Origin of the sequence: Bradyrhizobium sp. (assembly GCF_049691595.1) — a bacterium.
Classification (GTDB): domain Bacteria; phylum Pseudomonadota; class Alphaproteobacteria; order Rhizobiales; family Xanthobacteraceae; genus Bradyrhizobium.
Genome location: NZ_JBAVNZ010000527.1, coordinates 1 through 13,931 on the forward strand (window position 1 = coordinate 1; position 13,931 = coordinate 13,931).

Here is a 13,931-nt window from a genome sequence, read left to right on the forward strand (position 1 = left end):
CGCAATGACGACGTCAGGTCACCCGTCGCTCTCACAACACCCGCGTCGCGCCGGGAATTTTCCGCAGTGCGGCCGTCAACGCCCAGCTCAACGCGATGGTCAGCACGAACCCGATTCCGGCCTTGACGATCGCGGGCAGATCGTAATCGAACAGCCAGTACTGCAGCCACAGCGCGATCGGGTAATGCACCAGGAACATGCCGTAGGAATCGCCCTGCATCGGATCGAGCACGCTCCAGCCCGATTGCTTGAATCGCAGGAAGAACGCGAGGATGGCGCACAGGATAGCGGCGCTGAAGGCGACAAGGAAGAAGCCGTAGCTCGCCAGATACCACTGCGGCTGCACCGGAGGATTGCCCAATATCCCGCGCTTGATGTAGATCATCACCCAGAGCATGCAATACGGAATCAGCGTCGCAGCGATCCAGCCCCAGCTGCTCCTCGCCAGCCGACCGTCCGCGCTGAGCACGCCGCGTTCGACATTCGCCGCACCGACGCCGGCGCCGATGAAGAAGTAGGCGGCATAGAGCAGCACGCGGCTGGCCTGCACCGAGAACGGCCCGAACTCGAACCAGTGGTTCGGCCCGAAATAAAGCAGTGCCGGAATGTAGGCGACGGCGCTGACCGCAAGGAGAAGCAGGAAAAATACCGTCGGCTGGTCGAAGCCGCGCCGCGACAGGCGGTTGATCGGATCGACAAGCGTCGGCGACAGCCGATACAGTACGCTCGCCGTCAGATCGAACGCCAGCAGCAACCAGACGAACCAGATCGGGCCGCTTGGCCACGGTCCGACCGTCACCGTCTTCCACCAGAATGCCGAAAAGCCGACATCGGGCTGCTGGCGCAGCGCGATCGCGTAATAGGCGATCGGTATGATGGTGAACGCGGCGATCGCAAATGGCAGGCCGAGCCGCAGCAGGCGATCGCGAAGGAAGACCTGCGGCGCCTTGTGCGCAAGCCCGGGCCACACGAACAGTCCCGAGAGGAAAAAGAACATCGCCATGAAGAAACTGTCGGTGGCGAGCACGACGACGTCGAAGCCGATCCACGACGTTGGATCGGTGTGACCGAAATGGGTGTAGGGAATCACGGCGTGGTGCAGCAGCACCACCAGCGTCAGGAAGGTTCGTGCACGGTCGAGCGCAAGGTTGCGCGTTTTGGCTTTTGGCGCGGCGTGAATTTCGGCCGCCGCCACCGAGTGGGGTATCGTCGTCATGCGCGCCCCCGGCAGGCTGGACGTGCCGGATGTTGCCGCCGGGAACCCGATTCAGCAAGGGCCAATGATCAGGTAGGGACGCTGTTCCTCAAGCCAGTTCCTCGATCGTGACCTTGTCCGGGTAGAACGCCAGGTGGCCCGCGATCTCGGCCATGGCCGGGAACGGCGTCTCATAGGTCCAGATCGAGTTTTCGAGCGTTTTGCCGTTGGCGTCGATGCTGAAATAACTCGCATCGCCCTTGTAGGGACAGTGCGTGGTCCGCGCGGTGCGGGCCAATAGCGCCATGTTGGCGTCGTGGCGCGGCACATATTGCACGGCTGGATAGCTCGCTTCCTTCAGGGTGAGCGCATGGGTGGTCTCGGCGATCACGACGCCGCCGACCGAGACGCGGACGCGTTTCGGATTGGCCGTGATGGTGATCGGGTGGTCAGGGCCTGGGAGTTTCATGGTTCGGGGCCTTTTTGGTAAGTTCCAGGCGATCCGACGACCAGATCACGCGGATTTGGAACGATTGGATCTGGAATATAGTATCGGAACGGGTGACCTAGAAGAGCGCAAGCGCTAGGTTTGGCCCGTCGCGGTTGCGGTCGCCGGCCGTGATTCGAAACATCCGATGGAGGTCTGCTGGAATGCCGATGGACGCCCACGATATCGAATCGATGATCAAGGCAGCCATTCCCGATGCCGAGGTGACGATCCGCGATCTCGCCGGCGACGGCGACCATTACGCCGCGACCGTGATCGCCGAATCCTTCCGCGGCAAGTCGCGTGTCCAGCAGCATCAGATCGTCTACCAGTCGCTCAAGGGCCAGATGGGCGGCGTACTGCATGCGCTGGCGCTGCAAACCGGGGTGCCCGAAGGTTAGGGTCGGCGGGGAAACGACACGATGAAGGCGGGGCAGGAACAACGCGGCGCGCTGTTTCGTAGCATTGTGCCGAACCAGCACACCCGCGTCACCTACGCCGAATTGTTTTTCGACCTGGTGTTCGTGTTCGCGGTGACGCAGGTTTCGCACACCTTGCTCGGCCGCTTCACCCCGCTTGGTGCGGTGCAGGCGACGTTGTTGTTCCTCGCGGTGTGGTGGGTGTGGGTTTACACCTCCTGGCTCACCAACTGGCTCGATCCCGAGAAGACGCCGGTCCGCGTCCTCCTGTTCCTGCTGATGCTCGGCGGGCTCGTGCTCTCGACCTCGATTCCGACGGCCTTTGAAGCGCGTGGGTTGTGGTTTGCGATCGCATACGCCGCGATGCAGGTCGGCAGGACAGCCTTTCTGTGGGTATCGACCCCGCATTCGCGAATGGCGGCACGGCTGAATGCGCTCCGGATCACCGCCTGGCTGGCGGTCTCCGCGATCTTCTGGATCGCGGGCGGCTTCGCCGAGGGAAATTCGCGGCTGGCGCTTTGGGGCGTGGCGCTTTGCATCGAATATGTCTCGCCGGCGGTCCGGTTCTGGATACCCCGATATGGCGCGTCATCGGTGGCGGACTGGGTGGTCGAGGGCGGCCACATGGCCGAACGCTGTGCCGGCTTCATCATCATCGCGCTCGGCGAATCCATCGTCGTGACCGGCGCGACCTTCGCCGACCTGACCTGGACGACCGAAAACGTCGCGGCGTTCGTCTCGGCCTTTGTCGGCAGCCTCGCGATGTGGTGGATCTATTTCCACAAGGGCGCCGAAGCCGGCTCCGAGCAGATTTCGAGGTCGAGCGAACCGGGACGGCTGGCGCGGCTGGCCTATACCTATCTGCACATGCCGATCGTCGCCGGCATCATCCTGTCGGCGGTCGCCGACGAACTGGTGCTGAAACATCCGGAAGGCCATTCCGATCTCAAGACCGTCCTGAGCGCGATTGGCGGCCCCCTGCTGTTCCTGCTCGGAACGATCCTGTTCAAGCACACGATTCGAGGTTTTCTCCAGCTTTCGCACGGCGTCGGCATCATCACCCTCGCGGTGGTGGCGTGGTTCGCAGGCGAACTGTCGCCGCTGTGGCTCTCGATCGTCACCACGGCGATCATGATGATCGTCGCGGTGTGGGAATCGGTGTCGCTGCGATCTGGCGCGGCCGCGCAGCTGTCTGAGTAACCTCCGTCCGGGGTCACCGGTGCGTGAGTGGGGCCTCGGCCCCCGAAGTGGACGCCGGTGCGGTTTGTCGGTATCCGCAGGGTCTGCTGGCGAAATCGACGTAACCGTGGTCTTCCAATTGTAAGCCGTTGTCGGGCTGCCAAATCGAGGTCGACGAGGCCTGCGGCTTTAATCGTGGCTGGTATTGGTCCGTTATTCGACCTGATGCTACAGTCGGAACAGGCGGATTGGCTGCGGACGCCATTGGGTGCTTGGTTTGTAACTGGCGCAAACGCACACGCCAAACTCCGCGGAAGATACCATTGGAGGGGCTATCGGTTCATGGCCATGCTGGTCGCTGCCAGGTCCTGTTTGATTCGTCTGTTGGCGGTGCCGTTCGCCATGGTGCTGACGACATTGTTTGCGGCGGCCGAAGGCACGGAGAAGGGGATTGACTACGTCCGTGTCGTAACCGATCAGATGCATCAGCTTGAGGTGATCAAGGTTGAGCCCCATGCGTTTCGCGTTCAGAGACCGGCGATCGGCCAGATAGCGTTCAATGAAGATGCCAGCACGATCGTTCTGACGCCGTTCTCCGGCCGGGTTACACGTCTGATAGCCGGGATCGGCGATCAGGTCAGGCATGGTGACCCGCTGCTGGAAATCGACAGTTCGGAGCAGGTGCCGCCGCAGAACGACTTCATCGCTGCCCAGGCTGCCAGGAACAAGGCGCACTCCCAGTTCGACCTCGCACGGATCATCGAGAGGCGCGCCCGCGATCTCTATGACGGCAAGGCTGCCCCCTTCAAGGATTTGCAGCAGGCCGAGGCGCAACTCGCCGCGGCCGAGAACGACGTGCGATCGACGGACACAGCGTTCGAGGCCGCTCACATCCGCCTGCGCATCCTTGGCCGCACCGATATGGAAATTTCGAAACTGGAACGGGACGGCACGATCAGCCGCATCACCCAGATTACCTCGCCAATCGACGGTACTGTCGTGTCGCGCAAGGTCGGACCGGGACAATATGTCAAGGCCGATTCCGGCGAGGCCTTGTATGCGATCGCCGATCTGTCGACGATGTGGCTGAAGGCCCAGATCTCCGAGCAGGATATCCCGTTTGTGCGTATCGGCCAGGAGATCGAGGCCAGGATCGCCGCTGCGCCAAACCGGATATTCAGGGCACGCGTCAGCGCCATCAGCTCGGCTTCAGATCTGACGACGCGCCGTGTTGACGTCCGCTCGGAGATCGGCAATCCGGACGGCTTGCTGAAGTCGGGGATGTTCGCGAGTTTCAGGATCGGGACCGAGGAAGCCGTCAGCGCACCAGCGGTGCCGATCGATTCGATCATCCGCGAGGGCGATGTTGCCGCCGTGTGGGTTGAAACCGAGCCGATGCTGTTCAAACGCCGTGTGATCGATCTCGGGATCCAACAGGACGGTCTGGCGCAGGTTCGCAGCGGTCTCGCTCTCGGTGAATCGGTCATCGCGCGCGGCGCTATTTTCGTCGATAACGAGTGGCGTCAATGATTCGGTGGGCCGGAGCCGTTCATGTTGCGTAGTCTCATTGCGTTCTGCCTCTCGCGGCGGCTCATGGTGCTCGTCGCGTTCGGGGCCTTTCTCGGCCTCGGTTACGCAGCCTTCATGACGCTGAACATCGAGGCGTATCCTGACCCGGCGCCGCCGATCATCGAGATCATCGCCCAGCAGCAGGGCCAGTCCCCCGAAGAAGTCGAGCGTTACATCACGATTCCGATCGAGGTCGCGGTCGCCAGCACACCAGGCCTCAAGTTCATCCGTTCCAACACCGTATACGGGCTCGGTTTTATCCGCCTGCAGTTCGAATACGGCCGCGATTATCACTTCGTGCGCCAGCAGACCCTCAACCGGCTCAAGGATGCGGTGTTGCCGGCAGGCGTCCTGCCGGTGATCTCGCCCGCCGGCGGCATCAGCGAGATCTTTCGCTACGAGCTGACCGGGCCGCCAGGCATGGACGTCATGCGCCTCAAGGCCCTGCAGGACTGGGTGGTGGAACGTAAGTTGCGCATTGTTCCCGGCGTCGCCGACGTCGCCGTCCTCGGCGGAAAGACCAAGGAATTCCAGGTCGAGATCAACCTCGACCGCATGATGGCCTATGGGCTGACGCTGCCGCAAATCATGACCGCGATCTCGGCGAGCAATTCCAATGTCGGCGGTCGCACCATCGCGATCGGCGAACAGTCGGTCAACGTCCGCAGCATCGGTATCGTTACGTCGATGGACGATATCGGCAATATTGTGCTGGCCCAGCAAGGCGGCGTGCCGGTCCTGGTGTCGGATGTCGCCAAGGTCCAGATCGGCTACGCGCCTCGGCTCGGCATCGCAGGCCGCGACCAAAAGACCGATGTGGTCACAGGTATCGTCCTGATGCAGAAACTTGAACGCACCATGGACGTGGTCAAACGCGTGCGTACGGCTGTCGAGCGGATCAACAGCGACGGATCGCTGCCGCCCGGCGTCAAGATCGTTGCGTTCTACGATCGTGGCGACCTCGTGGCCATCACCGTGCAGACCGTACTACACAATCTTCTGTTCGGCGTTGCCCTCATCTTCCTGATCCAGTGGGTGTTTCTCGGTGATCTGCGCTGCGCCCTGATCGTCGCGGCGACAATCCCGGTGGCGCTCTTTCTTGCGGTGATCATTACAGTGATGCGAGGGGAGTCCGCGAACCTGCTGTCCGTCGGCGCCATCGATCTGGGGATCATCGTCGATGGCACCGTGATCATGGTCGAAAACATCTTCCGCCATATCTCCCATCATACGCCAAGGGTGTCGTCGGAGCGCCCTGCGGGGCTGAGCGACAAGCTCAATCGTGTCTTGACGGGGGCGATCGAGGTCGACAAGGCTATCTTCGCTTCGGTCATCATCACCATCGCGGCCTTTCTGCCGCTTTTCACGATGCAGGGCGTGGAAGGCCAGATCTTTGGGCCGATGGCGCGGACCTATGCCTATGCGTTGCTCGGCGCCGTGATCGCGACCTTCACCGTGACGCCGGTATTGGCGTCGATCTTGCTGCCGGCCCATCTCGAGGAAGTGGAGACTTTTGTCGTTCGGCACATCCGGCGCGTCTATCAGGCCGTTCTGGTGTCTGCGGTTCGTAGATATCGCCGCTCGGCGGCCGTTGCGGCGTTGTTTCTGGTGCTGTGTCTGAGCTTGGGGTTCCGGCTTGGAACCGAATTCCTGCCCAAGCTGGAGGAGGGAAATCTCTGGATCCGGGCCGTGATGCCGCCGACCATCACGCTCGAAGCCGGGATGGAAACCGTGGCGAAGATCCGCAACGTCATCTCGAGCTATCCGCCGGTGAAAATCGTGTTCTCCGAGCAGGGGCGCGGCGATGAAGGCACGGATCCCGACGGCTCTTTTCTCGCCGAGTTCTTCGTCCCGCTCAAGCCGTTCGGCGATTGGCCAGCGGGGTTGACCAAGGAGCGGATGGTCAAGCAAATGAGCGAGCGGCTCAATCGCGAATTCGTCGGAGTCGATTTCAATTTCTCGCAATACATCCAGGACAATATGGAGGAGGCGGTCTCCGGCGTGAAGGGCGAGAACTCGATCAAGATCTACGGCAGAGATCTGCTCGAGCTGGAACGGCTGTCGAAACTGGTGAAGACTGAACTCAGTGGCGTCCATGGCGTCGCCGATCCCGCCAGTTTCAATCTGCTCGGCCAGCCCAATCTGATCATTCGGATGGACCGCGCAAAGGCAGCTCGTTATGGCTTTTCCGTCGGCGACATCAATGCCGTCGTTCAGGCCGCGATCGGCGGCCAGGAAGTTTCCAAAGTCTATGAAGGCGAGATGATCTTCGCGCTAACGGTCCGTCTGGCGCCGGAATTTCGTCGGGATGTTGAGGCTATCCGCACCATCCCGGTTGCGCTTCCGAATTCGGATCCGAAGATGCCGACCGCCTATATCCGGCTTGGTGATCTTGGAGAGGTCAAGCTTGTCAGCGGCGCGGCGTACATCTACCGCGAGAACAGCCAGCGCTTCATTCCGTTGAAATACAGCGTGCGCGACCGCGATCTCGGCTCGACCGTGGTCGAGGCCCAGGAACGTATCCGAAACAATGTTCCGATTCCCCAGGGCTATTCTATGGAATGGTCGGGCGAATACGGCGCGCTGGTTGACGCCAAGAAGCGCCTCGCGCTCATCGTGCCATTGAGCCTGTTTCTGATCCTGATGCTGCTATACAGCCTGTTCAATTCCATGCGGGATGCGCTGCTGGCGCTGTCGGGAATCCCGTTCGCAGTAGCCGGCGGAATTCTTGGGCTCTACATCGCCGGTCTCAATTTCAGCGTATCCGCCGCGGTCGGGTTCATCTCGCTGTTCGGGGTGTCCGCCATGGATGGCATCCTGCTGATGTCCTATATCCGGCGCGACATCGACGAAGGCATGGGGACGGCAGACGCGATCATCCGCGCCTCGGAAACGCGGATGCGGCAAATCTTCATGACCGGCCTGTCAGCGTGCATCGGACTGGTCCCTGCGGCAATATCGACCGGTATCGGTTCGCAGGTTCAGCAGCCGCTGGCCTGCGTTATCGTTGGCGGCATGCTGTTGTCGCCGATCTGCAGTCTGCTGGTGATCCCCGTACTGGCGAGGCTGTGGATGCCGACGATCAGGAAGACCGGCGTCGTCCGTGAGGCGGCGCAGCACTGATCGGCCGGTACTCAGTCGGAAGCCGCCAGCGCGTGAACCGAGAACATTTTTGCCGGATCGGTCCAGGATTCCTCCACCTTCCAGCCGGTGCCGCGGGCGAGCGCGGTGAAGCGCTCGAGGCTGTATTTATAGCTGCTTTCGGTATGGATGCTTTCGCCGGGGCGGAATGAAAAACTCCTGCCCAGCACGCGCACGTTCTGCGCCTTCTTGCTGATCAAATGCATTTCGATCCGGTAGCGCTCGCGATTATAGATCGAGCGATGCATGAAAGCGGAGATATCGAAATTGCCGCCGAGCTCGCGGTTGATCCGCACCAGCACGTTGAGATTGAAGCGCGCGGTGACGCCGGCGGCGTCGTTGTAGGCATCATAGAGCACGCGCTCGTTCTTTTCGAGGTCGACGCCGATGATCATCCGGGCGCCGTCGCCCAGGATTTCGCGCGCGCGGCGCAGGAAGCCGCAGGCCTCATGCGGCTCGAAATTGCCGAGCGTCGATCCCGGGAAGAACCCGACCTTCGGCCTGCCGGCGATATCGGCCGGCAGCGCGAAAGGCGCGGTGAAATCCGCCGCCACCGGGTGAACCTCGAGCGAGGGAAAATCCTTGCGCAGGGCGTCGGCCTGGGCGTTGAGGAAATCGCCGGATATATCGACCGGCACATAGGCGGCGAATTCGCAGCGCTCCAGCAAAAGCCGGACTTTTGTGGTGGCGCCGGCGCCGAATTCCACCAGCGCGGCGCCTTTCGGGGTGATGTCGGCGATCTCGCCGCCGCGGTCGCGCAAGATTCCGAGCTCGGTGCGGGTCGGGTAATATTCCGGAAGCAGGGTGATCTGTTCGAACAGCTCCGAGCCCGCGGCGTCGTAAAAATATTTCGGCGACAGGCGCTTGGGGTGCTGCGACAGGTCGTCGATCACATCGCCGGCAAATGCCGAGGTCTGCTGGTCGAACTGGTGCGCTTTGGCCAAAGCCGTGGCATGCACATTCATGATACTCTCCTGAACGCGCTTTCCGGCGCGCTTTTGAACGGGAATTCAGGCGTAGTCGGCGAGGCGCAGTCCGGTGAATTGCCAGCGGTGGTGCGGATAGAAGAAGTTGCGATAGGTGATGCGGCTGTGCCCGGGCGGCGTTGCAAGCGAGGAGCCGCGCAGCACCAGCTGGTTGACCATGAACTTGCCGTTATATTCGCCAAGCGCGCCTTCGATCGCGCGATAGCCGGGATAGGGGGAATAGGCGCTGCGGGTCCATTGCCAGACGATGCCGAAGGCGTCGTTCAGGTGGCCGGCGCGGGCGGCGACTTCCCATTCCATCTCGGTCGGCAGATGCCGGCCAGCCCAGCGCGCGAACGCGTCGGCCTCATAGTAGCTGACGTGGCAGACCGCGGCTGAGGGATCGATCGGCCGCAGTCCGCCGAGCGTCATGATCCGCCACTCGCCATCCACCTGCCGCCAATGGCCGGGGGCCTGCCACCCTTCATGGCTCGCGGCGGCGAAGCCGTCCATCAGCCACAGCGTCGCCGTGCGGTAGCCGCCGTCATTCATGAAGTCGAGCCATTCGGAATTGGTGACGAGATCGCGGGCGAGCCTGACCGGACCGACCAGCGCGCGGTGCGCCGGCTTCTCATTGTCGAAATGGAAGCTGTCGTCGCTGTGCCCGAGCGTATGGATGCCCTCGTTGAGTGAGACCCATCCGCCGCCGCCAGGGTTCGAGGCGGGGAACCGCCAGGCCGGATCGTAGGCCGGCGGGATCGGGTTCTGCGCAAAGGCGTCCAGGATGTCGGTCAGCATCAATTCCTGATGCTGCTGCTCGTGATTGAGCCCGACTTCGACCAGCGGGACCAGTTTGGCGAGGGTGTCCGCACCGGCGGTCTGGAAGAATTTGACCACGGCGGCATCGACATGCCGGCGATAGGCGGTGACCTCGTCGGCGCTGGGGCGGGTCAAATGGCCGCGCTGGTGGCGGGCATGCCGGGGGCCGACGCTGACATAATAGGAATTGAACAGAAAAGCGTAGTCGGGGTGGAAGGGCTGGTAGCCGTCGCAATGCTCACCGAGCAAGAACTGCTCGAAGAACCATGTAGTATGGGCGCGGTGCCATTTCGCGGGGCTGGCGTCCGGCATCGACTGGATCAGCTGATCCTCCGGCGATAGGGGCGCGGCCCGGCGTTCGGTCTCGTCCCGGACCGCGCGATAAGCCGCCACCAAACCCCGGGCGATGGCGCCGGAATCGGAAAGAAGCGACGGGGAGGAGCCGGAAAGGGCGGCGGCAACGGATGCTGGTTTCGTCACTTGTGTCTCCGGTCGGGGGAGAACGTTGCGCTTGTCGAACTGGTTCCTGACGGACAGTCCGTCCTAGATAGGGGGTTCCGTGCGGCATAAAAGCCTCCGGGAACTATGATATTAATGCCATCAGACTATGGCCCGGCGGGGGCCGGACCGTGACCGGTCGCGCCCGCATGCCTGCTCCCCGCCATTTTACTTTGGATGCCCAATGGTTTGGGATTACATAAAGGACAGTGTCGGGTTAAACGGAACGAGCTGGCCCCCGCAAGGTTAAGCCGCAAGGGGTAGTGCCCCAAAAGGAAGCGAATATGAGCATCGAGCAATTCATCGACAACGAAGTGAAGTCGAACGACGTCGTGCTGTTCATGAAGGGAACGCCGCAGTTTCCGCAGTGCGGTTTCTCCGGTCAGGTGGTGCAGATCCTCGATCACGTCGGGGTCGGTTACAAGGGCCTCAACGTTCTTGAATCCGCCGAACTGCGCGACGGCATCAAGACCTATTCGAACTGGCCGACCATTCCGCAGCTCTATGTCAAGGGCGAGTTCGTCGGCGGTTGCGATATCATCCGCGAGATGTTCCAGGCCGGCGAATTGCAGCAGCTGTTTGCGGACAAGGGCGTCACGGTCAACGCGGCGGCCTGAGCTTGGCGGCGCGCCGGATCGGCAAGGCGCGGCTGGAAGTCATTGTTGCCGATATCACCTCTTTACGCGTTGACGCCATCGTCAACGCCGCCAATACGTCGCTCCTTGGCGGCGGCGGCGTCGACGGCGCCATCCATCGGGCCGCCGGGCCCGATTTGCTTGCCGAATGCCGCACGCTCCGCGGCTGTGCCACCGGCGACGCAAAAATCACCAAAGGCTACGGGCTGGCGGCAAAGCATGTGATCCATGCCGTCGGGCCGGTCTGGCACGGCGGCGAACAGGGCGAGGGCGAACAGCTTGCCTCCTGCTATCGCCGCGCCCTCGAGCTCTGTCAGGCCAACGGTCTTGCATCGGTTGCATTCCCCGCGATTTCCACCGGCGTCTATCGCTTCCCGGCCGATCGCGCAGCCGGCATCGCGGTTGGAACCGTTGTCGAGGCGCTCGCGACCGCGCCCGGCATGTCGCAGGTTATCTTCTGCTGCTTCTCCGATGCCGGCGCCCGGCTGCACCAGCAGGCGCTGGCATCTTTCGGCAGCGCTTGTGCGTGAGGATGCCGCCGCTACACTCCGCGCAGCGGATTTTCGGGAAGGCGATGATTTCAAGCCAATTGTTGCACCCGGCCGGCCGTGGCGGATTGCTGGCGCGCAAGATGGCGGTTGATCGATGAATCGGTGGAGAGCTGACGGTATGACGCGCCTCGGCCTGCTTGCGGCGGCGCTCGCGTTTTCGCTTGCCGTCGCCGGTCCGCCGCCTGAAGCGCGCGCGGAGTCTTCCGCGCCGGAAGCGGGCAGCTTTTCGCGCGCGGGGTTGGAGCGCGTCGGCGACTATATCCGCAACGAGATCGCGACCGGCAAAATCCCCGGCGCGATTTTGCTGATCCAGCAGCACGGCCAGCCGGTCTATTTCGAGAGTTTCGGCGTCCGCGATATCGCGACCAAATTGCCGATGAGCGCGGACACGATCTTTCGGCTGTATTCGATGTCAAAGGCGGTCACGTCGGTGGCGGCGATGATGCTGGTGGAGGAAGGCAGGCTTGGGCTCGATGATCCCGTCGCAAGATACATTCCGGCTTTTGCGGATGTGAAGGTCGGCGTCGAGAAGCGCGGCGAGGATGGCAAGTCCGCGCTCGTGCTGGAGCCGCTGCATCACCCGATCACGGTCAGGGATCTGCTGCGCCACACCTCTGGTTTGACATACGGCTTCTACGGCGACAGCGCGGTGCGGAAGCTTTATGCGCAGGCCGATCTCTTCGACGGCGATTTCGACAATGCCGAATTCGCCGCGCGGATCGCAAGATTGCCGCTGGCCGAGCAACCGGGCACGCTGTGGGATTACGGCCATTCCACCGACGTGCTCGGCCGCGTCATCGAGGTGGTATCCGGCAAATCGCTGTTCCAGTTCGAGAAGGAACGGCTGCTCGATCCCCTGGGGGTGAGCGAGACCGCGTTCTTCGTCGCCGACCATGCAAAACGGCTGCGCATCGCCGCGCCGATGCCGAAAGACCGCTCACCCAGTCCGGTTGCCGGTATCCGGGACCCTTTGACGCCGCGGCGCTGGGAATCCGGCGGCGCCGGCATGGTCGGCACCATCGGCGACTACGCGCGCTTTGCGCAGATGCTCTTGAACGGCGGCACCCTCGACGGCCGGCGATACCTGAAGTCCGAGACCGTCGCATTGATGGCCTCCGATCATATCGGTCCCGAAGCCGGGATCGCGCGCGACGATTTCTATTTCCCCGGCGCGGACAGCGGCTTCGGCCTCGGCTTTGCCGTGCGCACACAGGTGCCGCCGAATAGGCAATGGCCGCTTGGCGAATACCGCTGGGACGGTGTCGCTGGCACTTTCTTCTTCATCAATCCCAAAGACGACATGTTTGCGATCTTCATGGTGCAGAGCCCGTCGCAGGGCGGCCGGATCCAACTGGCGCTGAAGGCGCTGATTTATGCGGCGATGGGGAGATAATAGCGGGTGCAGCTATTGTAGCGCGATGAGCTCAGCGACATCCCCGAGAATATCCAATACCATCGCCGGATTTCGTTGCGCCTATCCGGCCTATGCATGAGGGCTACGCCCCCCGCACGATCTCGCGCACCAGCCCGACCGTCTCCTCGATCATCCCGGCTGTCACGTCGAGATGTGTGCAGGCCCTGATCCTTCCATCCATCATTGCCAGCAGCACGCCGCGTTGGCGCAGCGCTTCGACCATCTTGTCGCCGCTGACGCCTGATCCGTCGGGCTTGAAGAACACCAGATTGGTTTCGGGCGGCTGTACCTCGATGCCCTCGATTTGCGCCAATCCGCGCGCCAGCGCGCGGGCATTGGCGTGGTCGTCGGCAAGGCGGTCGACGTGATGGTCGAGGGCGTAGACGCAGGCGGCGGCGCAAATGCCGGCCTGGCGCATCGAGCCGCCGAGGCGCTGCTTCCAGCGCCAGACCTCGTCGATGAAGGCGCGGGAGCCGGCGATCACGCCGCCGATCGGCGCGCCGAGACCCTTGGAGAAATCGATCCAGGCCGAATCCCAGCCGGCGGCCATGTCGCGCGCGGCGATCCCAGTCGCGACGCAGGCGTTGAGCAGCCGGGCGCCGTCCATATGGGTGGCAAGCCCGTTGGCCTTGGCGATCCCGGCGATTTCGTCGAGGTCGGCCTTCTTCCAGATCGTGCCGCCGCCGATATTGGCGGTCTGCTCGACGCTGACCACGGTCTGCGGCGGCTGGTAGCGCGAGCGCGGATGAAGCGCTGCGCGAAACGTCTCCGGCGTAAATTGTCCGGCCTCGCCCGGCAGCGGCGTGATCTGGAATCCGCCGAGCGCGGCATGCGCGCCGCCCTCGCGGGCGATGATGTGCGCGGTCGCATGCGCCAGGATCTCGTCGCCCGGCCGGCACCAGGACAGCGTCGCCGCGACATTGCACATGGTGCCCGAGGGCATGAACACCGCGGCTTGCTTGCCGAGCAGGTCGGCCACGCGCTCGCACAGCAAATTCACCGTGGGGTCGTCGCCGATCTGCTCGTCGCCGACCTCGGCCCTCGCCATCGCCTCGCGCA

The 13,931-nt window shown here is 62.8% G+C and carries 12 protein-coding genes; 7 read left to right on the forward strand and 5 right to left on the reverse strand.

Going from position 1 to position 13,931, the window contains the following annotated elements; all coding sequences use genetic code 11:
- Positions 1–31: 31 nt before the first annotated feature.
- Positions 32–1,216 (reverse strand): acyltransferase family protein, encoded by a 1,185-nt coding sequence (locus WCE35_RS21335; protein WP_424595299.1) that lies wholly within the window; start codon positions 1,214–1,216, stop codon positions 32–34.
- 88 nt (positions 1,217–1,304) lie between these two features.
- Positions 1,305–1,664, reverse strand: a complete 360-nt coding sequence (locus WCE35_RS21340; RefSeq protein WP_424595300.1) for a DUF427 domain-containing protein — start codon at positions 1,662–1,664, stop codon at positions 1,305–1,307.
- A gap of 182 nt (positions 1,665–1,846) precedes the next feature.
- Between WCE35_RS21340 and WCE35_RS21345 the strand changes: the two genes are divergently transcribed.
- Genes WCE35_RS21345 through WCE35_RS21360 form a run of 4 tightly spaced genes read left to right on the forward strand, consistent with a single transcriptional unit; the run spans position 1,847 to position 7,972 of the window.
- Positions 1,847–2,083 carry a BolA/IbaG family iron-sulfur metabolism protein gene (locus WCE35_RS21345; protein WP_424595301.1) on the forward strand — a complete coding sequence of 79 codons (237 nt, stop codon included), beginning with the start codon at positions 1,847–1,849 and terminating at the stop codon, positions 2,081–2,083.
- A 21-nt stretch (positions 2,084–2,104) separates the two neighbouring features.
- A complete protein-coding gene (locus tag WCE35_RS21350; protein WP_424595302.1) occupies positions 2,105–3,301 on the forward strand; it encodes a low temperature requirement protein A in 1,197 nt (398 codons plus the stop codon).
- Positions 3,302–3,358: 57 nt separating this feature from the next.
- Positions 3,359–4,810 carry an efflux RND transporter periplasmic adaptor subunit gene (locus tag WCE35_RS21355; protein ID WP_424595303.1) on the forward strand — a complete coding sequence of 484 codons (1,452 nt, stop codon included), beginning with the start codon at positions 3,359–3,361 and terminating at the stop codon, positions 4,808–4,810.
- Between the two features lie 21 nt (positions 4,811–4,831).
- Positions 4,832–7,972 carry an efflux RND transporter permease subunit gene (locus tag WCE35_RS21360; protein WP_424595304.1) on the forward strand — a complete coding sequence of 1,047 codons (3,141 nt, stop codon included), beginning with the start codon at positions 4,832–4,834 and terminating at the stop codon, positions 7,970–7,972.
- A gap of 11 nt (positions 7,973–7,983) precedes the next feature.
- On the opposite strand, the gene egtD is transcribed toward WCE35_RS21360, so the two are convergent.
- Positions 7,984–8,955, reverse strand: a complete 972-nt coding sequence (gene egtD, locus WCE35_RS21365; protein ID WP_424595305.1) for an L-histidine N(alpha)-methyltransferase — start codon at positions 8,953–8,955, stop codon at positions 7,984–7,986.
- A gap of 45 nt (positions 8,956–9,000) precedes the next feature.
- Positions 9,001–10,254 (reverse strand): ergothioneine biosynthesis protein EgtB, encoded by a 1,254-nt coding sequence (gene egtB / locus WCE35_RS21370; RefSeq protein WP_424595306.1) that lies wholly within the window; start codon positions 10,252–10,254, stop codon positions 9,001–9,003.
- A gap of 302 nt (positions 10,255–10,556) precedes the next feature.
- On the opposite strand from egtB, the gene grxD reads away from it, so the two are divergent.
- The 3 genes from grxD to WCE35_RS21385 all read left to right on the forward strand — a co-directional run bounded on the left by grxD (position 10,557) and on the right by WCE35_RS21385 (position 12,851).
- Positions 10,557–10,889 (forward strand): Grx4 family monothiol glutaredoxin, encoded by a 333-nt coding sequence (gene grxD / locus WCE35_RS21375; protein ID WP_424595307.1) that lies wholly within the window; start codon positions 10,557–10,559, stop codon positions 10,887–10,889.
- Between the two features lie 2 nt (positions 10,890–10,891).
- Positions 10,892–11,437, forward strand: a complete 546-nt coding sequence (locus tag WCE35_RS21380) for an O-acetyl-ADP-ribose deacetylase (RefSeq protein WP_424595308.1) — start codon at positions 10,892–10,894, stop codon at positions 11,435–11,437.
- Positions 11,438–11,576: 139 nt separating this feature from the next.
- The gene (locus WCE35_RS21385) at positions 11,577–12,851 is read left to right on the forward strand and encodes a serine hydrolase domain-containing protein (protein WP_424595309.1); all 1,275 of its coding nucleotides are present in this window, start codon (positions 11,577–11,579) and stop codon (positions 12,849–12,851) included.
- A 103-nt stretch (positions 12,852–12,954) separates the two neighbouring features.
- Here WCE35_RS21385 and WCE35_RS21390 read toward each other — a convergent pair.
- On the reverse strand, positions 12,955–13,931 hold a 977-nt coding region (locus WCE35_RS21390; RefSeq protein ID WP_424595310.1), incomplete at its 5' end, for a threonine aldolase family protein.

Bases quoted from the DNA above. Each gene is read 5' to 3' on its own strand.
- WCE35_RS21335 (WP_424595299.1), bottom strand. From the start codon at position 1,216: ATGACGACGATACCCCACTCGGTGGCGGCGGCCGAAATTCACGCCGCG.
- WCE35_RS21340 (WP_424595300.1), bottom strand. From the start codon at position 1,664: ATGAAACTCCCAGGCCCTGACCACCCGATCACCATCACGGCCAATCCG.
- WCE35_RS21345 (WP_424595301.1), top strand. From the start codon at position 1,847: ATGCCGATGGACGCCCACGATATCGAATCGATGATCAAGGCAGCCATT.
- WCE35_RS21350 (WP_424595302.1), top strand. From the start codon at position 2,105: ATGAAGGCGGGGCAGGAACAACGCGGCGCGCTGTTTCGTAGCATTGTG.
- WCE35_RS21360 (WP_424595304.1), top strand. From the start codon at position 4,832: ATGTTGCGTAGTCTCATTGCGTTCTGCCTCTCGCGGCGGCTCATGGTG.
- egtD (WP_424595305.1), bottom strand. From the start codon at position 8,955: ATGAATGTGCATGCCACGGCTTTGGCCAAAGCGCACCAGTTCGACCAG.
- grxD (WP_424595307.1), top strand. From the start codon at position 10,557: ATGAGCATCGAGCAATTCATCGACAACGAAGTGAAGTCGAACGACGTC.
- WCE35_RS21385 (WP_424595309.1), top strand. From the start codon at position 11,577: ATGACGCGCCTCGGCCTGCTTGCGGCGGCGCTCGCGTTTTCGCTTGCC.